Raw genomic sequence first — 24,468 nt, forward strand, 5'->3', positions numbered from 1 at the left:
TCTGCTTATTCTTTGCAAATATGCTTGTCTATCTCCATTCACATACCATTTTTTAATGACATAAAATATTAGCAAAAAGGATGAGATGAATCACATGAATCTATCCAATATAAAACAAAAGTATAATGCTGTATTTAGCTTAGGACAAAACTGCTGGCCTGCTTGGGCTTTATATCAACTAGGATTATCCCCATTTTTTGGCGTTATTGATTTTATGCTAAGTCCTTCATTAGAGAAAGTAAATTTATTATTACAAAATCGCTTTCACCGTTTTTTAGAATTAGAAAATTTGTCCTTCATCTCATTTTGGGATGATGATGCGAAATTAAGACTACGAGACAACATTTATGAAATTGACTCCTGCCATGACTTTAAAACAGATGTAAATACACCAACTTCTTGGCCTTCTTATACAGATATTAAATTAAATTATGAGCATCGGATTAATCGTTTTCTAACTACAGTAGAAATGGAAGAATCCATATTGTTTATTCGAACCGGGGGAACATATGAAGAAGCACTTTTTCTTGAACAAATTTTATCTCAAATGGTCAAGCATAACTTCTCCGTCCTTTTATTACTTCCTGCCGATGTACCAACTATCACTGAAGAAGATTGGGGATTACAAAACATTTGCGTTATAAAATGCCCAGTGATGGATATATACCAGTACAATGAAGCATTTTGGAAAGAACTATTAGACGGTATTACAATTAGCTCAACAACGTGAAATAAAAAGGTGATTTTCTCTATATTTCAACTTATAATTATCCACATATAAATGAATAAGGAGCGATCATATTCATGTACCCACGTGCAAAATCCTTTGGTATTGTTATACATCACAATCGACTTCTACTACAAGAATATAATATAGACAATGAAACCTATTACCGTCCTCTTGGTGGATCAATTGAACTCGGAGAAAAATCAGATGAAACAGTTATTCGAGAGTTTAATGAAGAGCTTCATACAGAAGTAGAAATTATCGATTATTTAGGTTGCTTAGAAAACATCTTTCATCTAGATGAGGAAATTGGTCATGAGATTATTCAACTATATTCTTTGCGTTTATTAGACAGATCACTATATGAAATGGAAATAGTGAATATACAAGATGAGCAAACAGCGTCATATGCAAAATGGGTTCCCATTACTGCATTCATTCAGAAGGAAAAATTATTATATCCAGATGGAATTTTAAAATATATTAAAAAGACGAAATCCTATAGGATCTCGTCTTTCTTTTCATATATTAACCAATATCTCCAAGACGTAGTACGTCACGAGCAATCATAACTTCTTCGTCAGTTGGAATTACGATAATTTTTACTGGAGAGTGAGGGAAGCTGATGAATGCTTCTTCACCGAATACGTTATTGCGTTTTGCGTCGAAGTATACGCCCATGTACTCAAGGCCTTCTAATACGCGCTCACGAATAATTGCACTGTTTTCACCTACACCAGCTGTAAAGATGATAGCGTCAACGCCTTTCATACGAGCTGTGTAAGAACCAATGTATTTATGGATACGGCTTACGAACACGTCAAGTGCTACTTTCGCACGGTGATCGCCTTCTTCTTCTTTCGCAATGATGTCACGTAGGTCACTAGAGTAACCAGTAAGACCTAACATACCACTCTTCTTGTTTAATACGTTAACTACTTCTTCTACAGTTTGGCCTGTTTTTTCCATGATGTATGGAATTAACGCAGGGTCAATGTTACCAGAACGTGTACCCATTGTTACACCAGCAAGTGGAGTGAAGCCCATAGAAGTATCGATAGACTTACCGCCTTCTACTGCTGCGATACTTGCACCGTTACCTAAGTGACAAGAAAGTAGGCTTAAGCTTTCAATTGGACGACCTAATAATTCAGCCGCACGCTCAGTTACGTATTTATGAGAAGTTCCGTGGAAACCGTATTTACGGATACCAAATTTCTCATAGTACTCATACGGTAAGCTGTATAGGAATGCAGATTCCGGCATTGTTTGGTGGAATGCTGTATCGAATACTGCTACTGCTGGTACGTTTGGTAATACTTCTTGGAATGCTTTAATACCAACAAGGTTTGCTGGGTTGTGAAGTGGTGCTAAATCGCTTAATTCTTCGATTTCCGCTAATACTTCATCAGTAATTAAAACAGAATCCGCAAATTTTTCGCCGCCGTGTACAACACGGTGACCGATACCGCCAATCTCATCAAGAGATTTTACGATTCCATTTTCAGTTAATTTGCTAAGAAGCATGTTAACTGCTACTGCGTGATCTGGGATGTTTGTAATTTCTTTTTGTTTTTCGCCATCTACAGTAATAGTGAAGATACTATCTTCTAAACCGATACGTTCTACTAAACCTTTTGTTAATACTGTTTCACTTGGCATTTCAAATAATTGGAATTTTAAGGAAGAGCTTCCTGCGTTAATCGCGATGATTTTTGACATCTAGTCTTTCGCCCCTTTTTCTCTTGGTAGTTGTGTGGATCATTCCACAAACCGCTCGATTTTATCTAATTAAATTCACTCACTATGAAAACGTTTCATCATCAGTAAATTTTATACTCACGATTTTAATTTAAACATCGTCCGACATATATTTCAAGTGAAAAAATTGTAACACCAAGAAAAAAAATATATTACAGATTTCAAAAAAATTCAGTTAAATCTTGTATACATTAAAAAATATGACATATTCTATACAACTGTACTACATTAATCACTAACCCTGTTACATATATATCGTGTTACTTTTGTGTTGCAAACCAAGTATTTAATTGATCCATAATGTTCTCCATAGCCTTCATATTAGAGAATTTAGGTAATTCCACTAGTAGTGCCTGTTTCGGCATTGTTACACCTTGGCCTTTCTTTTGGAGAACAAATATACTTTTTGCATTTTTCTCGTTTTTAAACATGGAAACAGGTAGCTGTAACAAACCTTGAATAAAGCATGTTTCTTTAATAAATGCATGTAGTTTCGGCGCTTGATCACTTTCAAAAATAAAGTTTGGTACTAAGAAGAATAAATACCCGCCTTCTTTCGTATGTTTCACACTTTGTTCAATAAATAAGTGATGCGCATATGACATTCCTTGATCTGCTTTTAACTTATATTCACTCGCACTGATTTCGTTTGGATAATAACCAATTGGTAAATCTGAAACGACTGCATCAACTGGATCAATATAAAGTGGTGCTAGTCCATCTTGATGGAAGAATTCGATTCCATGCTTTTGTAAATTTGCATTTACTAAAGCAAGTTTAATTAGCACTTCATCCACTTCTACACCAAATCCACTCATTGCTAGCTCTTCTTTAGCGCTATTAAATACTGTAGTCATTAAATTACCTGTTCCAATTGCAGGATCTAAAACAGTAATTTCTGTTTTGCCTTGCATAAATTTATGGAATAAGTAGCTCATGAACATTCCAACTGCATCTGGCGTCATTTCGTGATTTGCTTGTACGCCCTCTTTCATTCCTTTTAAAATGGCTAGCTGAAATGCTTTACGAATTTCTTCACCTTTATATGTTTCTTCATTAAACGTACTATATTCACGATTCAACCTTTCAATTGTTGATTCGGATAATTCCTCTTGTAAAATCGCACCTTCAAACAAGTTATCACCTGTTTCTACAAGCGCCTCTAAATATGTTACATCTAATTCTTTACGTAAAACTACCGTAGAAGAATCAAAAATAGAAAATAATGTTTCCACTGTCTGACTCACGTACATTCCTCCTTCTCTCTTTTACACATAACTTATATCATACCACAAAGTGATTTTTTCCAAAAAGAAAAAGCGACCTCCTGTAAAGAGCTCCCTTTCAAGTTATGTATGATATAACATTTTTTCTCATCTATCGTTACCATTCGCAGCAATAGATGAGAAAAAACGACCTCTTTATAAGAGGTCATTTCCTTCCTATTACTTTGCAGATTTAGCTGCTTCTAATGCTGCTTCATAGTTTGGATGGCTTGTACCTTCGCTTACGTATTCTGCGTAAACTACTTTGTCATTGCTATCTACTACGAATACTGCACGAGCAAGTAAACGAAGTTCTTTCATTACTAAGCCGTAAGCTTCACCGAATGAAAGGTCACGGTGATCAGAAAGTGTTACAACATTTTCTAAACCGTTTGCTGCACACCAGCGTTTTTGAGCGAATGGTAAGTCAGCGCTAATTGTTAATACTTTCGCGTTTTCAATACCTGCTGCATCTTGGTTAAAACGACGTGTTTGTGCATCACATACACCTGTGTCGATTGAAGGTACAACACTAATTAATTTTACTTCGCCTTTGTATGTTTCTAAACTTACTGGAGATAAGTCGTTTGCTAATACTTGGAAGTTTGGCGCTTGATCGCCAACTTTAACTTCTGTTCCAACTAAAGTCATTGGATTACCTTTAAAAGTTACGTTTGCCACTTGAAAATCCTCCCTTATTTAAACAAAATATGTACAATGTAAATGATAGTTTGTCCCCATCGATAATGCAAATAAAATCGCTTTATTTACAAAAAAATTAAAGAAGCTAATCCATTGATTAGCTTCTTTATTCGTTAAATTTGAAATTCAGGATCATCTTCTTTTCGTTTATCCATCATTTCTTTCACTTTATCAACAGCTTGTGGTGCTAATTCAATTATTTTATCAATGACGTGTGTCTGCTTATCTAAGTGTAATACTTTCACACCATCTCCATTTATAACAAGAAAGGCAACAGGATTAATAGAAACTCCTCCACCACTTCCCCCGCCAAATGGATGACGACCTGAATGTTCTACTTTACCAAATTCACTTCCACCAGCAGCAAAACCAAAGCTTACTTTCGAAACAGTAAGAATTACACTTCCATCTGCTGCTTTAATTGGATCACCAACAATTGTATTTACATCAGTCATTTGTTTTAAATGCTGCATTGCTGTTGTCATTAAACCTTGAATTGGATGGTCCACTCTATATCCCCCCTATGCTTGAACAGATTTTTCTGTCATACCAGATTTTTGCTTTCTCATAAACATGAGTAATTTGAATCCTGTTTTTATAGCACGAAATATACGAAAAGATGCTGTTAACTCGCACCTTGATGCAAATCCCTTCCCTTGAAAAACAGGGGTAATTTCAAATTCTGGTACATCGACAATATGCATATATTGTCCTATAACTCCAGCAGCCATTCCTTTTGTCCCCCATGCATATCCAGTGACAATTCCAGTACTAGCTGCGTCGCCTGCTCCAATTTGCGTATGCCATTTCCAACCATTGATTTTCACTCGTTTGAGAAAATCTTTAACGATAGTATGAACTTTTTGAAGCCTTTTTATCAGTTCCCCGATGCTGTCAAGTTGCGCCATAATTTTATTATCTATTCCGCCGTCCTTTTCAGCTTTTTCGATTTTCTGTCCTGTCTTTTTCTGCTGTTTTTCAATTCTTTCCAACACATCAAATGTATATCGAATCATCCATATTTTCACTTGAAACAAACATTGCTTTTCCATTTCTGAATATAAAAATGTCACTTTAAGCTTTATTTTCGACAATAGTATAAGCAAAATAAAAAGGAGAAGAATTATTATTCCAATTACGAGCCACTTCATACGTATCATCCTTTCACTCCGTACCCATTATCGACAAGTTTATTCATCATTAAACAGAGTTCCGTAAGATTGAATATAAAAATTTTTCTAAAAATAAAAAGGTATTTTGACAATTTATATCGAAATATATTATTTGAACATATCATCAGGGAACGGACTCTAATGATATGTAGCACGAAAAACAGAAAATTTAACTGCAGTGGAGGGATACATAATGGCAGATCGTCGCAATTTATTTTTCTTTTATGGTGATGACAAAGCAACGCTCGTTGAAAAGATGAAACCAATCTATCGTATTTTAGAAGAGAATGGATTTACCATATTAGATCAACCAAAAAATGCAAACGCTATCGTCAGTGTTGGAGATGATGCAACTTTCTTACAAGCCGTTCGTAAAACTGGTTTTAGAGAAGATTGCTTATACGCAGGGATTTCTACGAAAGATGAAATTTCTTTCTACTGTGATTTCCACATTGATCACGTTGATACAGCCCTTCAAGAAATTACAAAAAATGAAATTGAAGTGCGAAAATATCCAACAATTCAGGTAGATATAGATCACGGTACATCTTTCCATTGTTTAAATGAATTCTCATTACGTTCTAGCATTATTAAAACATTCGTTGTAGATGTTCACGTTGATGATTTATATTTCGAAACATTTAGAGGTGACGGTTTAGTTGTTTCTACCCCAACAGGAAGTACAGCTTACAACAAATCATTGCATGGTGCCGTTGTCGATCCGCTTATCCCATGTTTCCAAGTAAGCGAACTAGCATCTTTAAATAACAACACATACCGTACGCTCGGTTCACCGTTCATCTTAAACCACGAACGTACACTAACTTTAAAACTTAAACCAGACGGTAACGATTATCCTGTTATCGGCATGGATAACGAAGCGCTTAGCATTAAACAAGTTGAAAAAGCTGTTGTACGCTTAAGCGATAAACAAATTAAAACAGTAAAATTAAAAAACAATTCCTTCTGGGAAAAAGTACAGAGAACATTTTTATAGTAGTAAAATAACCGCAAAATTATGGGATCCCATAATTCTGCGGTTATTTATTTATCCCGATTGGTGCGGCCAACAATCTCTCGCTATCGGGCCGTTATTTTTGTCAGTTTTTGTCGGTAAGTCGATATATTTTAATAATCGCTGATATATTTCGAGTTACGGTCGATATATTTCAATAATCGCTGATATATTTCGAGTTACAGTCGATATATTCCGAAAATCGCTGATATATTTTACGCATCTTTTCTATAGACAACCTGGCCATCAATGACGGTCATTTCCGCTTGTACTTCTTTTATTTCTTCTGCCTCTATTTCAAATATGTTTCGATCTAATATCGTAAAGTCTGCTTCATATCCTTTTATAATTTGTCCTCGCTTCGCTTCTTTTCCTATTGCATAAGCACTTCCTGTCGTAAATAAAGAAACAGCCTCATATGCCGTTAATCTTTCCTCAGGCATATAGCATACACCGTCAATAAAACTTCTACGTGTAACAGCGCTATATATGCCTAAAAACGGATTCACTTGTTCAATAGGAGCATCTGAACCACCGTTGCAATGTAAGCCTGCGTCCAGTAACGTCTTCCAAGCATACGCGTAACGAAGACGACGCTCGCCTAGTTTTTCAATGACTGATGGAAAATCTGATGAAACAAAGACCGGTTGAATATCAATAATAGCTGGCAAGTGTTTCATTCTTTCAATCAACTCTTCACGAGCTAGCTGGCAATGAATAATACGGTCACGTACCCCTTCTGCTGGTGGATGTAATTCAAGCGCATCAATGACATATTCAAGCGACAAGTCACCGATAGTATGAATGGCAACTGGCATATGTAAATCACGTGCTTTTTTCACTAAACTTGCAAGCTCTTCACGTGAGAAAATCGCAACTCCATTTGTTTCCTTCGCATCTTCATACGATTCACTTAATAAAGCAGTTCTTCCGCCAAAAGAACCGTCAGAAAAAATTTTCATCGCACCAAATTCAATATAGTGCTCATTTTCATATTTTTTTCTTTCATTTGCTACTTCATGATGAACGAGTAAATGCGCTTTAAATGGCATTTCTTTTATAACGTAAGAAAACGCATTATACGTTTTTCTAAAACCACCGTAATAATTTAAATCTTCCGTATGCCCACCAACGATTCCATATTGCCAGCAGTCTTTAATCGCTGTTTGCAAAGCTCTTTGTAAATAAGCTTCATCAATTTCAGGCTGAACGTGTTTCATTAATTCTTGTCCTTGTTCATATAAAAGCCCTGTTAACTTATTTGATGCATCCCGGCCAATTTTCCCGCCTTTCGGATCTTGCGTCTCTTCTGTTATGTTCGCTTCTTGCAGTATGTATGAATTCACCCATGTAACGTGACGACAAACTCGTTTTAATAAAATGGGATGTTCTTTCGAAATTGCATCTAAATCACGTGCGTGAACATCTTTCGTATCTGTAAAGTTATTTTCATTCCAGCCTTCTCCGATAATCCAACAACCTTTTGGCGCGTCTTCTACTTGCTTCTGAACAAGAGTAAGTACTTCGCCATAAGATGTACAATTTGATAAATCTAGACGGAGTAACCTCTCTCCATGCCCAATAAGATGCATATGACTATCAACGAGACCTGGAATCATCGTTTTGCCTTCTAAATCGTGCAATTTAACCGTAGTAGCATATCGGTCTTCTAACTCTTCTTTACTCCCAACATCAACGATCACACCGTTTTCAACATAAACAGCGTCTACTTTTTCATTCTCTTCTCGCATCGTGTAAATGGTGCCGCCATACCAAATTTCTCCCATATGCTCATCCCCTTTTTCCCTTTAGTCTACGAGATTAATCCGTATAAAAAAAGCACCATTTGAATTAAAAATGGTGCTTTCCCAAAATTATTTTTGTTCAGTAGTAGACGTTGTAATTTGCCATTCAATGCTAAATTTATCTTTTAGTTGTCCGTATGCTGGGCTCCAGAACGTTTCTTGAAGTGGCATAATAACTTCTCCACCCTCTTGTAACTTTTCGAATACTTCTTTTGCTTTTTCTGCATTACTAATTTGAATTGCGATTGTTACTTGAGATCCGATTGCATGCCCTTGACCTGGGAATGTATCAGAAATCATAAGGTCCGTATTACCAACTTTTAAAGTAGCATGTAAAACGCGCTCTTTCGCTTCAGCTGGAATCGGGTATTCTGGATTTTCAGGCATGTCACCAAAAGTTTGCATTACTTCTACTTTTGCGTCTAATGCCTCTTTGTAAAACTGTACAGCTTCTTGCCCACTACCATCTAAAACTAAGTACGGATTAATACCTAAAATCATACGGACACCTCTTTTTTTAGTTTATAAAATCGAACTTGTGTTCGTTTTTATAATATCATCCTTTTACATTTCATTCAACTATTTACTTCTCTATTTTCAAAATTATTTGGAAGGGAGCTCCATCTCTTGTTTTCTAAGTTCAATACGACGAATTTTTCCGGAAATCGTTTTTGGTAGTTCATCTACAAATTCAATTTTGCGAGGATATTTATATGGTGCAGTGAGTTCTTTCACGTGTTGTTGTAGCACTGGAATTAATGTTTCTTCGTTCTTTTCTATATTCTCTCTTAATACGATAAATGCCTTCACGACACTCCCTCGAATTTCATCCGGACTTGCGACAACCGCACATTCTCTTACGTAAGGATGTTTTACAAGTGCATCTTCAACTTCGAACGGCCCGATTGTGTAACCAGAGCTAATGATAATATCATCTCCACGCCCTTCAAACCAGAAATAGCCGTCTTCATCTTTTTTCGCTTTATCACCCGTAATATAATAATCACCACGGAATTGCATCGCTGTGCGTTCATCATCTTTATAATATTGCTTAAAGAGGGCTGGTGTTTCAATATGAACTGCAATATCGCCAACTTCTCCTACCTGCACTGGGGTTCCTTCTTCATTAACGATATCAACATGGTTTCCTGGCGTTGGTTTCCCCATTGATCCCGGTCTAATATCCATCCCTTTCATTACGCCAACAAGTAATGTATTTTCCGTTTGCCCATAGCCATCTCTTACTGTAATATCAAAGTGCTTTTGGAACGTTTCAATGACTTCTCTATTTAACGGCTCACCTGCGGATACAGCGCTATGTAACGCTTCTAAATTGTACTCAGTCAAGTCTTCTACCTTTGCCATTAATCTATACTCAGTCGGTGTACAACAAAGCACATTCACCTTATTATCGTCTAATAAATTTAAATACGTTTTCGGTTCAAACTTACCGTTGTATACAAATCCTGTTGCTCCTGAACCGAGAGTTGCTAAAAACGGGCTCCAAATCCACTTTTGCCACCCTGGACTAGCCGTTGCCCATACAACATCATTCTCTTCAATTCCGAGCCAATTTGGGGCGCTCGTACGTAAATGAGCGTATGCCCACGCATGCGTATGAACAACACCTTTCGGGTTTCCTGTCGTCCCTGACGTATAAGATAAAAAGACCATATCTTCTTTATCTGTTTTCGCCATTTCTAACATGTCACTTTCTGTTTCTAATGCTGTTTTTAAATTGATCCATCCGTCTACTGACTGCTCGCTCAGAACGAACTTTTGAAGAGATTCCATCGCCCCTATGTTATCAAACTGTCCGATATATGGTTCATAACTTACAATCGCTTTTACTTCTCCGTGTCCAATGCGGTATTCAATATCTTTTTTACGCAACATTTCCGAACTCGGAATTACGACAAACCCTGCTTTAATCGCAGCGATATACGTCATGTAAGCTTCAATTAAACGCGGCATCATAATAAGGAGCTTGTCCCCTTTTTGTAAGCCACTTTTTATAAAAGCGTTTCCAATTTTATTTGCACCTTGCATTAATTCAAAATATGTAACTTCTCGTCTATTCCCTTTATCATCTTGCCAAATTAAAGCAAGCTTCTCTTTATCGTCTGTATATTTCTCTATTTCTGAAACTAAATTATAAGATGGTGGTGCCAACAATTCCTCTCTCTTCATAAACATCCTCCTTTTTCTTTATGCCTCCCTTATATAATAAAGAATTTTCAGTAAATTTTGAACCCTCTTCTTTTGACAATTTTTTTATGCTTTTGTCGAAATGAATTTATACTAATACGAACAACAAAAAGAAAGAGCGGGGAGAACCCGCTCTTTCTAAGCCATTGTATATGGAATTATTTTTGGAAACCGCCTAATTGTTGCTCAGCTAGTGAAACTAGACGTTTCGTAATTTCGCCACCAACAGAACCGTTAGCGCGAGATGTTGCATCCGCTCCAAGTTGAACACCAAACTCTTGAGCGATTTCGTATTTCATTTGGTCTAATGCTGATTCAGCACCAGGAACCGCTAATTTATTTGTGCTACGTGCCATGTTATATCACCTCCTTGTGAGTATAGAGTGTGATAAATAACATGACTTCATACACATTTTAGATATGGTAATTTATGGTTTTAGAAAAGTTCTTCGAATTTTTCTTCTTCCGCTACTACTTCTACCGTTTGTAATACCATTGTTTCTTTGTTTGCTACAGCTTCTTCGATTAATGGTGTGAAATCATATTTCGCTTCAAAACGATTCGCTTTTTCACGCTTCGGCTTCGTCGCTGGGCTTGCTGGTGTGAATACTGTACAGCAATCTTCGTATGGACGAATTGAGATATCATATGTGCCGATTTCTTCAGCGATTTTAATAATTTCTAATTTATCCATCGTAATAAGCGGACGAATAACAGGATAGTTTGTCACTTCATTAATCGTATGCATACTATCTAACGTTTGGCTCGCTACTTGTCCAAGACTTTCACCAGTCGTAATTGCAAGTGCATTACGCTCCTCTGCAATCTGCTCTGTAATACGCATCATCATACGACGCATTACTGTCATAGAATAACTAGATGGAATTTCTTTATTAATCGTTTTTTGCACTTCAGTAAATGGAACAAGGTGAAGTGTTACACGTTTACAGTATTTCGTTAACTCTTGTGCTAAATCGATTACTTTTTGTTTCGCACGCTCACTTGTGAAAGGTGGACTATGGAAGTGAACTGCCTCCACAGATACGCCGCGTTTCATCGTTAAGTACGCTGCTACTGGGCTATCAATACCACCAGAAAGAAGTACCATTACTTTTCCGCCAACGCCAACTGGTAAACCGCCAGCTCCCATGTGCTCACCACACATAATATAGCTGTAACCACTGCGAATTTCTACACGTACATTCACATCTGGATTATGGACGTCTACTGTGATATCCTCTGTATTTTCTAAAATGTGCCCGCCAATTTCTGGAAGTAACTCCATCGTCTTCATTGGGAAACGTTTATCAGAACGGTGCACTGTAATTTTAAATGTTTTCACATCATCTTTTACTTGTAAGAAAGCTGCTAATGCACCTTTTTTAATATCTTCTAATTCTGATGGTACTTTCATCGCTAAATTAAACTTATGAATACCAAATACATCTTTCAATCTTTCAGCAATCGCTTCATGGTCTTCGCCATTTAACTGAATGTACATACGGTCATGTGTTGCATCGATTTTAATGTTTGGGAATTTTTTCAGTTTGAACTTAACGTTATCTTTTAATGTGCTTACAAATTTAGAACGGTTCTTACCTTTTGTCGTCATTTCTCCGTAACGTACTAAAATATATTCATATGTCATCATATTTCTTTACCTCATCACTTCATATAATTTTGGCATTGTCTCTTTTACAATACCTTCAAATTGTTTTACTTCTTCCATCGTGTTGTCTGGTGCTAGACTAATACGAATAGCGCTTGCAGCAGCTGCATGCGGTACTCCCATTGACACTAACACTCTGCTCACTTCATTTGCTTTTGAAGAACAAGCAGACTTCGTTGATACATATACACCGTGTTCTTCTAAAGCATGAACGACCACTTCCGGTTTTAAACCGACAAACGACACATTTAAAATGTGTGGTGCTGCATATGCAAGCGACGTATTAATTGTTACATCTTCCATTTCTTTAAAGAAACGTACAAGCTCTGTTTGTAAACTTTGCAAATGAGCTATCTTTTCTTTCACTTGTTCCATTGTCATGCGAAGTGCTTTCACCATCGCTACAATGCCAGGTAAGTTCTCTGTACCAGAGCGATACTTAAGCTCTTGTTGACCACCTGATAAAATCGGATCTAATCTTACGCCATCACGCACGTAAAGAAGACCTGTTCCTTTTACACTGTGGAATTTATGCCCAGATATTGAGCAAAGGTCAATATGCGAAGCATATAAATTAAGCGGTACTTTTCCTATCCCTTGTACATGGTCCACATGGAATCTTATTTTCGGATAATTCGATAATAACGTTCCAATTTCAGCAACGGGCTGAATTGCTCCAGTTTCGTTGTTCACATGAATAATTGAAACAAGAATTGTATCTTCACGAAGCACTCGCTTCACATCCTCTACCGATACAACACCATGCTCGTTAACCGGTAAATATGTTACATCAAACCCGAGTTCTTCTAATTGCTTATATGCCTCAAACACAGACGCGTGTTCAATATTTGTTGTAATGATATGTTTGCCGCGCGAACGATTCCTCATCGCTATCCCTTTAATCGCAAGGTTATTCCCTTCCGTTCCACCCGATGTGAAAATAATTTCAGAAGGTTTTACGTGAAGAAGCTGCGCTGCAATCGTTCTTGATTGTGTTAATAGACGCTCTGCCTCTCCTCCAAGCGAATGAATAGAAGAAGGATTTCCAAAATATTTCCCAGCAACCGTTACGTACGATTGAAGGGCTTCTGGATATGGCTTCGTCGTCGCACTATTATCAAAATAGATCATCGTTCTTCCCCTTTCAGCGCTATCACATCATATAATCATATCATAAATACGTGTAATTACGCTAAGACTACACAAAGGTTCCGTTTTATCCCGATTGGTGAAGGCTAGTAATCAGTGAGGATGAATCCCCCCCACTGATTACAGTTTCACTTTATTTTGAAACGAATAACCTTACTGTATTCCGCTATTCATTATAGCAACATCGCCTTCAAAATTACACAAAAAAACAAACCCTTTATGAAAGGGTTTGTTCATTGTCTACATATTCAGCTATTTTTTGAACAACGCCAGGTTCAAGTTGCTCTAGTACAGAAGCCGCTTGTTCTAAAGCTGCATCGTATTGATATTCACGGAATAATTTCTCTGCATAATTTAAGCTTTCTGCAAGATTTTCATCATGACTGCGGTAACGGTTTCCGTATTGAATTAATTTTTCAACTAAATACGCTTGTCCAATTAACTCTTCTGTCATTTCAGCTACACCGTTAACAGTTGTGTATGCCTCTTCTAAACTGCTATTTACAGCATGCATATTTAACGGTTTTATTTCTAATTGCTCATATACAGCTTGCATTGCCATTTGCCCTCTTTGTAAATCTTCCATAATACTCACTGGAAGACCTGGCAAATTCGACTTTTGCATAAAGCGTTTCGTTTCAAAAATTGTATTGCGCATTTCCTGCAACTTCTCACGCGCTTCAAATTCTTCTTTACGCATCGTTTGTAGCATTTCTTTATATTCTGCATGAAGTACTTTTAAAGTTTCACATTGCTCATAAACCTCTTCTAGTTCCTCACGAATTATAGAGAATGCAATATCTTGTTCAGCAACGCGTAATTGCATCACTTCAAAACGTTTCATTAAAATGTGCATTTGCTTTTCAATTACTTTTTGAGACTCAATATCCTTATCTTGTAACTGATAGCTTTGTTTCACAAGTTGCGTTTCTGCTTTCGTTTCAATTGTTTCTTCACGAAGTTCTTCTAAATCTTCATAAACAGAAAGTGTTTTTTGCTCTACATAATGTCTCGCATGCACTTCTTGTTCTAGTTGATCATAAAAACCGTCTAAACGAGTTTTTAATTTTTCTACTTTTTCAGCCGCTTCCGTTATATGAAGCTCCTGTATATCCATTAAACATGTTTGTAGTTGTGTCGTCATATCGCGGACTTCTTTAGGGATTTCCAGGTAATCTAATACATAACCTTGTCTTACCATATCATTATGTCCGTGTAATAAATCTTCCAGTTGAACTGGTAACGTTGCTTGACACTCTACCAATAAATCTGGAATTTGGTGAATAATGATTTCTAAATTAGCTAAACCTTCTTCCAAACTAATAACAATTTCTCTCGCTTTTAAATAGTCGCCATTATTTGTTGCTTCTTCAAAACTATTAAATTTATTAGATTCGGCATCTAGCATCTCTTCAATTCTCTGCTCAGCTGCTCCATACATGTGTCGATGGGCAAGAACACTCTTTTTCATACTACGATATGTATCACGTAACCCTTCAATTTCCGAGCTATTTTTTTCATGGCTTTCTAACAGTTGCTGTAATTCATTTAAAATGTCTGTAATACGATTATCAGCGTCATCTAAACCACTTATGGATTCGTTCATCGCATGCTTTGCTTTGCGGAAGGAGAATTGCGAGGCGAATTTTCGCGCTTGCCCTAAATCTTTTTCAGCTTTTGGAAGAGTTGTTGATACGATTTCATCCCACTCTTCACGCCATTTACCAAACAGTTCTTCTGTTTGACCTGTCATGTTCAAATCTTTTACTCGCTTTAGTTCATCTGCCACAGGTTTATCTTTTATTTCTTGTTTCCACTGCTCCAGTGCTTCAATATCTTTATATGAACGATTTCTTATCACAAGCTCTATCATGAGCAGCACTAGAATAGAGCTTACTACAATGATAACGATCGTCAGGATAGAATCCATGCAAAAAAGCCTCCTAGTTATATCTCTTTTTTTGTCCGTTCCGTTTATGAAATGGAAGGCATTATGTATAAAAAGGGAATTCCCCTATATTTAACAACTAACAATGTACTAATCATACCATGTAATGACGTGTTTTTGACCTAGTTTTTTTTAAAATTTCATGTTTCTTTAAATGCAATTGTAATCTTTCTTAATCTTCCGCCCGCTTCACTACCTATCCTCAAATGATTGCCATAACGGGCACTCTTTCATATGAGATACGAAATAGATTTTGCGCATGAGTGGGGGTTCAACAGAAATCACATGCACATTCCCCTGCTTTACCGCTTGCTCCACTGACATTTCTGGAAGTAAAGTGATGCCAAGTCCAGCTCCGACCATCGCAAGCATCGGTTCTGCATAAGAAGTTTCAAACGCAATGATTGGTTTCGCACCTATACCTTGAAACATGTTCATAATCATTTTCCTTACATCACATATTTCTGGGTACACAATTAATTTCTCATGTTCCAAACCTTCCATTCGGATTATTGTTTTCTCTTTATAAGGATGATCATTTGAAACTACACAAACAATTTTTTCCTCCCGCATTTCTTTTATATATGTAGCGCCTTCTACTACTGAATCAATGAACATCGCTTCAATCTTCCGCTCTTTAAACAATTCCATTAATACTTTCGTATGCTCAATTTTCCATTCTATTTCGAATCCATCACCTAATATATCTTTGCATTTCGATATGTAATACGCCGCTAAACTTGGCAATATACCTATCGAAATTCTCCGTTTCTCTTGATACTTCTTCATCTCCGTTTTCACTTCATGTATTTGTTCCAAAATCGGTAACATTCTTGCTATAAATATCTCACCAGCCTCTGTTAACTCCACTCCTTGAGCAGAACGCTTGAGTAAAGTAACCTCTAAATCCGCTTCTAATCTTTGAATTTGTTTACTAAGCGCTGGTTGTGAAATATGTAAAAGCTTACTTGCCTTTGATAAACTGCGCGTATGCTTTACTTCCATAAACGATCGTACTGCCTCTAAATCCATCATATACACCTCTAACAAAAAGTTATAACTGTTATAAAAAATCGATATTTCCTTCTATAAATCATTACTCTTTATACTTATTTCATCAACTTACTATAACGAAATGTAAAGGAGAATGGTACTCTTGAACAAAAAACAAATGCTCTTCGGATCCCTCCTATGCTTACTTGCCGTAACTGCCTGGGGATTTATGTTTCCTGTAATGGCAAACGCCTTACAATTTATCGATCCGTTCTTTTTCACAACTATTCGCTACGGATCTGCAGCTATTATTTTTCTTATTTTGCTATTAATCACTGAAGGGACACATTCGCTCCGCTTAGAAAAACGAACACTTTCTTTATTTTTTTACGGAACAGTCGGTTTCGCTGGATATGGTTTTCTCGTTTTCTACGGACAACAACTTGCCGGACCTTCTGGAGCAATCCATGCAGCGATGATTCAGTCTCTCATGCCACTAATTGCCTTATCATTACAATGGATAACAAAAAATAAGCGTCCACAAAACTACACTTTTCTTTGTATGTTCGTTGCATTACTCGGTGTTATGCTTGTCATTTCAAAAGGAAATATTCACTTATTATTTGGAGCTGCAAGTCACTTATCTACGAATATATTGATGTTATGCGGCGTTACTTGCTGGGTCATTTATACAAATGGCGGTGCTCGTTTTCAATCTTGGTCACCACTTCGATATACAACGTTAACTTGTTTGTTCGGTTCAATGTCACTCATCGTTATTGTCACTTTATTAACTTACACAAACGTCATTACTGTACCATCATTACGCACAATTGTGAGCGTTCGTTTTGAACTCTTTTATATGTCGATTATTGCAGGTGTTATCGCTGTGTTTTGCTGGAATATGGGGAATCGCTATATTTCATCTATTAACGGCATATTATTTATGAATTTAGTTCCTGTCCTTGCACTTATCGGTTCCATATTTCGAGGTTATACGGTCGACAAAATCGAAATTGCCGGAGCCTCATTAACAATTATTGCGCTATTATGTAACAATTTATGGCAAAGAAAAGAAACTACAAGAATCCCCACCTCGGTTCGTTAGGTGGGGATTTTTCACATATGAACAGCTCTTGGCCATTCCTGATACATATTCGTTTTACATAATGCTTGTTCCATCCATTGCTCAATTTCCTTCGTATACATTTCTAAGAAAAATGTTTCGGATGGAAAAGAATGCAATACTTCTGATATATACTGCGGATATAAAAACGGCATATTTATCATGCCTTTTAATTGCGTCATAAACATTGTAAAAGATACCTTTCGAAACTCTTTCTTCATTTGTCCTTCTCTAATGATTTGCTCGATATAATATCTTTCTTTAGAAAAATAAACGGTCATCACTTCACGAATTAATGTCGTATCAAGCGAAAGCTCTCTATAAAAAAAACGTGTCAGTTCCCTATTTTCAAATTGATATCGTAAAATCCCGCGCACCATTTGCACCATCACATCTTTAGCCGACAAATACTCTCTCTGTTCAAAGGACGTTTCAATCACATGAATATATCCTTCTAAAAAATCAGTAATAAGCTGCTCTAATAGGCCTTGCTTTCCAGCAAAATAGTATGAAATATTCGCTACATTCACATCCGCTCGCTTTGCAATGTCTCGCACTGATGTCCCGTCATAACCTTTCGTATTAAACAACGATATTGCCGCATCAATTACTTTTTGTTTCGTCTGCTTCATGCGCTCACTTCCTCTCACTGAACAGCTATAGTTTAAATTTCTTGACTTTTAAGACAAATTCCTTTAATTTTCTATCGACAAAGTCATGTGAAATACATCGTATTTTGCTAATATTTTACACATCTCGATAAAAAGGGAGTTGTTTCCATGTTTACAAAAGAAAGTTATGCAGGTTCTCGTGAAAAGCAGTATGAGACAGTAATTAAACAACTGGATGCATTATTAACTGGCGAATTAAACGTAGTCGCAAACTTATCAAATGCGTCCGCATTATTAAACCAATTTTTAGATCGCGTTAATTGGGTTGGCTTTTATGTAACAGAAGGAAATCAGCTCGTTCTCGGGCCATTCCAAGGAATGCCAGCATGCGTACGTATTCCATTTGGACGCGGCGTTTGCGGCGTAGCAGCTGAAACGAAAACAACGCAACTTGTAGCGGACGTTCACCAATTCCCAGGACATATCGCTTGCGATAGTGCCTCTAATTCGGAAATCGTTGTACCGATTATAAAAGACGGAAATGTCATTGGTGTGCTGGATATTGATAGTCCTGAAAAAAATCGTTTCGATGAAGTAGATCAGCACTATTTAGAAAAGTTTGTGGAAACACTGTTAAAACATATATAAGAAAAAGAGTGAGTTATCGATTAAGTACGTAATGTACGAAACCGATAGCTCACTCTTTTTTATTGATTACTAACAGTAGATATTTTCTTTAACGCTTGCTCCAAATCAGAAATGATATCCTCCCACGATTCTAAACCGACAGATAAACGTATTAAATTATCGAAAATACCCATTTCTTTTCTTAGTTCCGCTGGAATCGCAGCATGCGTCATCGTTGCTGGATGCTGAATTAACGTTTCTGTATCACCTAAACTTACCGCGATCGTAATAAAGTGAAGGTCATTGATAAACGCTTGCGTTTCCTCTTTCCCGCCTTTGACAGAAAAAGAAATAACGCCACCGCCCCGTTTCATTTGGCGAGATGCTAACTCCCCTTCTGGGTACCAAACCCCTTCTACTACATCATGATTTTTTAGGAACGATACAATTTTTTCTGCATTATCACAATGACGATCCATTCTTACTGCTAACGTCTTTAATCCGCGTAATAATAACCACGCATCAAACGGCGCCATAATACCGCCGATATCTTTTCGCATCGGACGAATTTTTTCAGCTAACACTTTCGTTTTACAAATTGTTACACCCGCTACAACATCACCATGGCCACCAATATATTTTGTCGCACTATGCACAACTGCGTCACAACCAAGCTCAAGCGGTCTTTGTAAATAAGGTGAACAAAACGTATTATCAACAATGACGAGTAGGCCATTTCGCTTCGCAACTCGAATCACTTGTTTTAAATCGATTAATTTCATCGTTGGATTAATCGGTGTTTCAACGAAAATGAGCTTTGTATTTGGGCGAATCTTATTTTCAATATCAGTCTCTGTCTCCATATCACAAAACGAATGTGTAATCATAAATTTCTCTTCTAACACTTCTAAAAATCCGTACGTGCACCCATATAATCCGTTTGAACAAATAATATGATCTCCAGCTTTTAGAAAGCCAATTAACGTTGCTGAAATAGCTGCCATTCCGGATCCGAAAGCAAGTGCTTCTTCTGCCCCTTCTAACACAGCCATGCGCTCTTCAAATAATTTTACAGTCGGATTTCCAAGTCTTGAGTAAATATAAGACGGATCTACTCCCGCAAAACTCGCTTCTCCTTGCTGCGCAGTCTCAAATGTAAATGTAGACGTTTGAAATAACGGTGGTGTTAAACTTCCTTTATGTTCCTCAGATGTATAACCGTGATGAATTAACGCTGTCTCCATATGCTTCTTTTTCATAAAAACATCCCCTTTATGTTTTTATCCCGCATATTCACCATTAAAAAACTGATGAATGTTTTTACTACATTTTATGTAAGCGTTTCATTTGTGTTTCTATCTCTTCTTTTATATTGTTTTAAATTCCTTCTTATATTAATTTCCAAAATTTATATGCATAAAACAAAAACGTACTCGCTTGACGAAACTCTGGGTAAAAGATATAATAGCGTTTGTGTAAAATAAAAAGGCAGCCTTGTAATGTGAGTTTATCGTTTGTATTTTGTTCCTCTACGGAGGTGTATCTCGTAACTCCCTGCTGCTGGAGCGAAGGTACATGAAAACAAAATGCCCGTAAATATCGATTACGTCTGTTTTTATTTTACGTAAATAAAAACATTTTTAAAGGAGGAGTCAACTATGGCTCGTTATACAGGTCCAGCTTGGAAACTGTCTCGTCGTCTTGGAATCTCTCTAAGCGGCACAGGAAAAGAATTAGAAAAACGCCCTTACGCACCAGGTCCTCACGGTCCTAACCAACGTAAGAAACTTTCAGAATACGGTTTACAATTACAAGAGAAACAAAAACTTCGTCACATGTACGGCATGACTGAGCGTCAATTCCGTCGCACATTTGACCAAGCAGGTAAAATGCCTGGTAAGCACGGCGAAAACTTCATGATCCTTCTTGAAGCTCGTCTTGACAACTTAGTTTACCGTATGGGCTTAGCTCGCACTCGTCGTGCAGCTCGCCAATTAGTAAACCACGGTCACATCATGGTTGATGGCGCTCGCGTAGATATCCCATCTTACCGCGTTAAACCTGGTCAAACTATCAGCGTTCGCGAAAAATCTAACAGCCTTGTTGTTGTTAAAGAAGCGATCGAAGTTAACAACTTCGTACCAGAATACTTAACTTTCGATGCTGATAAATTAGAAGCTACTTACACTCGTCACGCTGAGCGTTCTGAGTTAGCAGCTGAAATCAACGAAGCATTAATCGTAGAGTTCTACTCTCGTTAATCTCGGTACTCTGCAAAGAGTATTATTAAAAGCCTTAGGAACCTTGTTTATCAAGGGGCCTGGGCTTTTTTTATTTATCATTAATAATGCAAAATAAAGCATTAAAAAGTATGCACTTGGGGCTAATTGAGGCTAGTTTGGGACAAAAAATATAATGGCTGGCGTGTGTATAGAAATGGATAAGTGCAAAAAACAGATGATAAAAGGAGTTAATTGTTTTGAAAGAAAAATTCACCGAGATCCCTCTTCATGTACAAGACTTTCAAAAATTAAAAATGTTACTAGAAGCATTAGTACAAGACCTGATTTTTACACAAAGGGTCACAGCTTGGAAGTGAAAAATTATGACTTGTCTACTTCATCAAAAAGAAGTAACCTAGTTAGAGTTATTGTTAAACAAGTTAATGATAGGGTTGATAATTTACCTATAGGTACAAAGCAAACTGTCATCATTGATATACGAGGACAAACTGTTCCTGAAGAAGCTTTATTTGATATCGTAAGAAAAATAAGAGAAAAGTCTAAAGAAACACCCGAGGTAATATTTAAGCGAGAGGATTGATATTAATGGCAGTAGGATTTAAAGTAGATATATTTTTCTATGAAACAGGGCACCCTGATTTTTTACATAGCTTTTTTTCAACCATGTCATATCATACAGAGTCTGAAGGTTGGGGCACTAAGTACCCACTATTAATGAAGAATTTATATTTCGACAAGTTACGTTGGGAGGACACAGAAGAAGCACTTCAAAATGTAGAAGAGATAAGAAAAATTTTACGTGAATTACCTCCTGCCGAAGTCATTTGGGATATTGAGCACATGGAAAAACAGCCACCTTGGGGAAATAAAATCCCTAATAAAATAACTAGTTTAGCCAATTATCATGCTACTCCAACAGGTACAACTTTTTTAGATTTACTAAGTAACGCTTTAAACACTGCAAAAAGAAACAAAATTGATATAACAATTTCAAATCTAGGAAAATAAATCCTGCTAGATATCTTATGGTTTCATTTGAGTTTTAATCACTTTACGCTTCGAGCCTGAGGCTGAATAAAAACATTTAAGTCACACTCATATGAGTTGTGGCTTTTATTATGTAATAATTTATAGATTTTCGTAGACATTTCACACCCCCCTTTATTTTTTAAAATGTTGTCTAACAGTAGAAATGCCCCCTACGCTACCTATCCTCCCCAGAGGACAAATTTCATTAAAAGTAATACATGAATAACAAAAGAAGATATCTCCAAAGGGTCATTTTTAACGACCTTCTGGGATACCCTCTTTTTTCGTATATATAAAATAAAGTTATTTATTTTCCTCTTTTTGAACATATACATAAGCATCTTTTTGCTCTTTATGTATATCAACCTTCGAATTCTCTGCAAGCTGACCCGCATTTAGCAAAGAAAAAATAATGAGCGCTTCTAGTGACATTTTGTTTTACCACTCCTTTCTATTTGTTATACGTTTATCATACCGCTTACATGTGATTTCCGTATGAACTCGAAAAGGAGATTACAACAAAAAGGTTACAGGAATACGAATACACGCTATAATAACCATAAAATAGGAGGTTGATTTCTTTTGACGATAAACCAAATGGTTCAATTGGGCAGTGCATGTATGCTTTTTATTACTTCAACACTTATGAGTTGGTATCAGGGGAGTAATTTAATAGATTATCCTGATGAATGGAAATATAGCGCTAAGTTTACGAATTATTTTAAAGGCACCGTTTCAAATTACCAAGATATTTATCAAATCGATTTCTTTATATATGCAGCAAAATTTTATCCAACAGCATTTATTGTTATGCTCATTAGCTTACTTTATATGCTCGTATTAATTCTTCATATTCTATTTACAAGAACTCGTAAGGTAATCTAAATTCATACATAAAAACCCCGAATCATAAACCTTTCAGCCTACAATCCGGGGTACTATTTGTTTATATTCGTTTCTGATTAGTAACGAATTAAGAAATATTTCTTCTTACCGCGGCGAATGATTGTGAATTTACCTTCGATGCGGTCGTTTTCTGTTACAACATAGTCTAATGCTTGTGTACGCTCACCGTTTACGTAGATTGCACCGTTCGTTACATCTTCACGTGCTTGACGTTTTGATGGAGAGATTTTGCTTTCTACAAGTAAGTCGATTAATACTGTATCTTCTGCAGTACGTTCTACAGATGGTACGTCTTTGAATCCTTGTTCGATTTCATTTGCAGTCAGTTCTGCTACAGAACCGCTGAATAGTGCAGCTGAAATTTTAATCGCTTGCTCTAATGCTTCTTCACCGTGAACAAGTTTTGTCATTTCAGAACCTAACGCTTTTTGTGCTGCACGTTTTTCTGGCGCTTCAGCTACTTGCTTTTCAAGCTCAAGAATTTCTTCATGAGATAAGAATGTGAAGTATTTTAAGTATTTAACAACGTCGCGGTCATCTGTGTTAATCCAGAATTGGTAGAACTCGTAAGGAGTTGTTTTCTCTGGATCTAACCAAATTGCGCCGCCTTCTGTTTTACCAAACTTCGTACCGTCAGATTTTGTAACAAGTGGAATTGTTAAACCGAATGCTTTCGCATCTTCTTCTGATTTACGGATTAATTCAAGACCAGCTGTAATGTTACCCCATTGGTCACTACCACCGATTTGTAGGCGGCAATTATGGTGTTGGTATAAGTTTAAGAAGTCGTATGATTGTAAGATCATGTAACTAAACTCAGTGAATGAAATACCCGTCTCTAAACGAGATGCTACTGTATCTTTTGCTAACATATAGTTTAAACCGAAGTTTTTACCGATATCGCGTAAGAATGAAATGACATCTAAGTTACCAAGCCAGTCATAGTTGTTAGCCATTGTTGCTGGGTTGTCCACGTTTTCAAACTCTAAGAAGTTTGAAAGTTGGTTTTTAATGCTTTCTGTGTAGTAAGCAACTGTATCTTTCGTATTTAATGTACGCTCTGCTTTTTTACCACTTGGGTCACCGATCATACCAGTACCACCGCCAACAAGTGCGATTGGTTGATGACCAGCTAATTGGAAACGACGTAACATTAATACTGGTAACATATGACCGATGTGTAAGCTATCCGCTGTCGGGTCGAAACCACAGTATAATTTAACGCTTTCTTTTTCTAATAATTGCTCAAGGCCCTCAGCATCTGTTTGCTGATTAATTAGACCGCGAAATTCAAGATCTTGTAAAATACCCATATCCTACATACTCTCCTTTAAGTTCATTACTGGCGTGAAAGTTGAAAACATAAAAAAATCGCCCCTTCAAATAAGGGACGATTTTGATTATCGCGTTACCACCCTAGTTGCAGGCAAAAAAAGCCTACCACCTTATTTACATAACGGCTTAGCACCGTCTTTTCCCTTTTGAATACAATTCAATCGAAAAAAGATGCTC

General features: G+C 36.8%; 26 protein-coding genes and 1 other annotated feature (1 of these 27 running past the window's edge). Of the genes, 9 read left to right on the forward strand and 17 right to left on the reverse strand.

All coding sequences use genetic code 11. From position 1 onward, the window contains the following. The first annotated feature begins 94 nt into the window (after positions 1-94). Both MHH42_RS23430 and MHH42_RS23435 read left to right on the forward strand, forming a co-directional pair. On the forward strand, positions 95-730 hold the full coding sequence (locus MHH42_RS23430; RefSeq protein WP_001054281.1) for a DUF1796 family putative cysteine peptidase: 636 nt from the start codon (positions 95-97) through the stop codon (positions 728-730). 74 nt (positions 731-804) lie between these two features. Then, positions 805-1,299 (forward strand): NUDIX hydrolase, encoded by a 495-nt coding sequence (locus tag MHH42_RS23435; RefSeq protein ID WP_070173837.1) that lies wholly within the window; start codon positions 805-807, stop codon positions 1,297-1,299. Here the strand turns inward: MHH42_RS23435 and ackA are convergent. The 5 genes from ackA to MHH42_RS23460 all read right to left on the reverse strand — a co-directional run bounded on the left by ackA (position 1,256) and on the right by MHH42_RS23460 (position 5,615). After that, positions 1,256-2,449, reverse strand: coding sequence for an acetate kinase (gene ackA, locus MHH42_RS23440; RefSeq protein WP_000034585.1), 1,194 nt, complete (start codon positions 2,447-2,449; stop codon positions 1,256-1,258). The two genes, MHH42_RS23435 and ackA, sit on opposite strands and share 44 nt — an antisense overlap. 299 nt (positions 2,450-2,748) lie before the next feature. After that, a complete protein-coding gene (locus tag MHH42_RS23445; RefSeq protein ID WP_000084373.1) occupies positions 2,749-3,735 on the reverse strand; it encodes a class I SAM-dependent methyltransferase in 987 nt (328 codons plus the stop codon). Positions 3,736-3,933: 198 nt separating this feature from the next. Continuing rightward, positions 3,934-4,434, reverse strand: coding sequence for a thiol peroxidase (tpx, locus tag MHH42_RS23450; protein WP_000024525.1), 501 nt, complete (start codon positions 4,432-4,434; stop codon positions 3,934-3,936). A gap of 134 nt (positions 4,435-4,568) precedes the next feature. Next, a complete protein-coding gene (gene ytfJ, locus MHH42_RS23455) occupies positions 4,569-4,964 on the reverse strand; it encodes a GerW family sporulation protein (protein WP_000350003.1) in 396 nt (131 codons plus the stop codon). A gap of 12 nt (positions 4,965-4,976) precedes the next feature. Next, complete coding sequence (locus MHH42_RS23460) at positions 4,977-5,615, reverse strand: DUF2953 domain-containing protein (RefSeq protein WP_016109194.1); 639 nt, start codon at positions 5,613-5,615, stop codon at positions 4,977-4,979. A gap of 205 nt (positions 5,616-5,820) precedes the next feature. Here MHH42_RS23460 and MHH42_RS23465 point away from each other — a divergent pair, with 205 nt between their 5' ends. After that, positions 5,821-6,624, forward strand: a complete 804-nt coding sequence (locus MHH42_RS23465) for an NAD kinase (RefSeq protein ID WP_016109195.1) — start codon at positions 5,821-5,823, stop codon at positions 6,622-6,624. 233 nt (positions 6,625-6,857) lie between these two features. On the opposite strand, the gene MHH42_RS23470 is transcribed toward MHH42_RS23465, so the two are convergent. The 8 genes from MHH42_RS23470 to MHH42_RS23505 form a co-directional block, all read right to left on the reverse strand. Next, a complete protein-coding gene (locus MHH42_RS23470) occupies positions 6,858-8,429 on the reverse strand; it encodes an amidohydrolase (RefSeq protein WP_340894254.1) in 1,572 nt (523 codons plus the stop codon). An 87-nt stretch (positions 8,430-8,516) separates the two neighbouring features. Continuing rightward, complete coding sequence (locus MHH42_RS23475) at positions 8,517-8,948, reverse strand: VOC family protein (RefSeq protein WP_000600354.1); 432 nt, start codon at positions 8,946-8,948, stop codon at positions 8,517-8,519. A gap of 102 nt (positions 8,949-9,050) precedes the next feature. Next, positions 9,051-10,637, reverse strand: coding sequence for an acyl-CoA synthetase MbcS (gene mbcS, locus MHH42_RS23480; protein ID WP_000817732.1), 1,587 nt, complete (start codon positions 10,635-10,637; stop codon positions 9,051-9,053). 176 nt (positions 10,638-10,813) lie between these two features. Beyond that, positions 10,814-11,011, reverse strand: a complete 198-nt coding sequence (locus MHH42_RS23485) for an alpha/beta-type small acid-soluble spore protein (protein WP_000124490.1) — start codon at positions 11,009-11,011, stop codon at positions 10,814-10,816. An 80-nt stretch (positions 11,012-11,091) separates the two neighbouring features. Continuing rightward, positions 11,092-12,306, reverse strand: a complete 1,215-nt coding sequence (thiI, locus tag MHH42_RS23490; RefSeq protein WP_000989269.1) for a tRNA uracil 4-sulfurtransferase ThiI — start codon at positions 12,304-12,306, stop codon at positions 11,092-11,094. Between the two features lie 6 nt (positions 12,307-12,312). After that, entirely contained in the window at positions 12,313-13,455 is a 1,143-nt protein-coding gene (locus MHH42_RS23495) for a cysteine desulfurase family protein (RefSeq protein WP_000638978.1), read from the reverse strand. Between the two features lie 235 nt (positions 13,456-13,690). Further along, positions 13,691-15,403, reverse strand: a complete 1,713-nt coding sequence (gene ezrA / locus MHH42_RS23500) for a septation ring formation regulator EzrA (protein ID WP_016109199.1) — start codon at positions 15,401-15,403, stop codon at positions 13,691-13,693. A gap of 210 nt (positions 15,404-15,613) precedes the next feature. Continuing rightward, positions 15,614-16,453, reverse strand: coding sequence for a LysR family transcriptional regulator (locus MHH42_RS23505; RefSeq protein ID WP_033668558.1), 840 nt, complete (start codon positions 16,451-16,453; stop codon positions 15,614-15,616). A 124-nt stretch (positions 16,454-16,577) separates the two neighbouring features. Between MHH42_RS23505 and MHH42_RS23510 the strand changes: the two genes are divergently transcribed. Further along, the gene (locus tag MHH42_RS23510) at positions 16,578-17,522 is read left to right on the forward strand and encodes a DMT family transporter (RefSeq protein ID WP_001036045.1); all 945 of its coding nucleotides are present in this window, start codon (positions 16,578-16,580) and stop codon (positions 17,520-17,522) included. 11 nt (positions 17,523-17,533) lie between these two features. Here the strand turns inward: MHH42_RS23510 and refZ are convergent, their stop codons facing one another. Then, positions 17,534-18,172: a forespore capture DNA-binding protein RefZ gene (gene refZ, locus MHH42_RS23515; RefSeq protein ID WP_000814925.1), complete on the reverse strand. Its 639-nt coding sequence runs from the start codon at positions 18,170-18,172 to the stop codon at positions 17,534-17,536. Positions 18,173-18,319: 147 nt separating this feature from the next. Here refZ and MHH42_RS23520 point away from each other — a divergent pair, with 147 nt between their 5' ends. After that, on the forward strand, positions 18,320-18,799 hold the full coding sequence (locus MHH42_RS23520; protein WP_000494323.1) for a GAF domain-containing protein: 480 nt from the start codon (positions 18,320-18,322) through the stop codon (positions 18,797-18,799). Positions 18,800-18,858: 59 nt separating this feature from the next. On the opposite strand, the gene megL is transcribed toward MHH42_RS23520, so the two are convergent. Next, positions 18,859-20,037 (reverse strand): methionine gamma-lyase, encoded by a 1,179-nt coding sequence (megL, locus tag MHH42_RS23525; protein WP_340894259.1) that lies wholly within the window; start codon positions 20,035-20,037, stop codon positions 18,859-18,861. Positions 20,038-20,436: 399 nt separating this feature from the next. Here megL and rpsD point away from each other — a divergent pair, with 399 nt between their 5' ends. From rpsD to MHH42_RS23545, 3 genes are all read left to right on the forward strand, one after another. Further along, the gene (gene rpsD / locus MHH42_RS23530) at positions 20,437-21,039 is read left to right on the forward strand and encodes a 30S ribosomal protein S4 (protein ID WP_000135316.1); all 603 of its coding nucleotides are present in this window, start codon (positions 20,437-20,439) and stop codon (positions 21,037-21,039) included. 154 nt (positions 21,040-21,193) lie between these two features. Further along, the gene (locus tag MHH42_RS32465) at positions 21,194-21,601 is read left to right on the forward strand and encodes a hypothetical protein (RefSeq protein ID WP_445661854.1); all 408 of its coding nucleotides are present in this window, start codon (positions 21,194-21,196) and stop codon (positions 21,599-21,601) included. 5 nt (positions 21,602-21,606) lie between these two features. Next, the gene (locus MHH42_RS23545) at positions 21,607-22,029 is read left to right on the forward strand and encodes an immunity 70 family protein (protein WP_097879405.1); all 423 of its coding nucleotides are present in this window, start codon (positions 21,607-21,609) and stop codon (positions 22,027-22,029) included. Positions 22,030-22,353: 324 nt separating this feature from the next. Here MHH42_RS23545 and MHH42_RS23550 read toward each other — a convergent pair whose 3' ends face one another. Next, entirely contained in the window at positions 22,354-22,482 is a 129-nt protein-coding gene (locus MHH42_RS23550) for a hypothetical protein (protein ID WP_000050940.1), read from the reverse strand. A gap of 150 nt (positions 22,483-22,632) precedes the next feature. Between MHH42_RS23550 and MHH42_RS23555 the strand changes: the two genes are divergently transcribed. Then, complete coding sequence (locus MHH42_RS23555) at positions 22,633-22,935, forward strand: YjdJ family protein (RefSeq protein WP_000154645.1); 303 nt, start codon at positions 22,633-22,635, stop codon at positions 22,933-22,935. A 77-nt stretch (positions 22,936-23,012) separates the two neighbouring features. Here MHH42_RS23555 and tyrS read toward each other — a convergent pair whose 3' ends face one another. Beyond that, the gene (gene tyrS / locus MHH42_RS23560) at positions 23,013-24,269 is read right to left on the reverse strand and encodes a tyrosine--tRNA ligase (protein ID WP_000512079.1); all 1,257 of its coding nucleotides are present in this window, start codon (positions 24,267-24,269) and stop codon (positions 23,013-23,015) included. A gap of 70 nt (positions 24,270-24,339) precedes the next feature. Further along, positions 24,340-24,468 (reverse strand) — a binding site (T-box leader); it runs 100 nt beyond the window's last position.

Source organism: Bacillus sp. FSL L8-0099 (assembly GCF_038006385.1).
GTDB lineage: Bacteria > Bacillota > Bacilli > Bacillales > Bacillaceae_G > Bacillus_A > Bacillus_A toyonensis.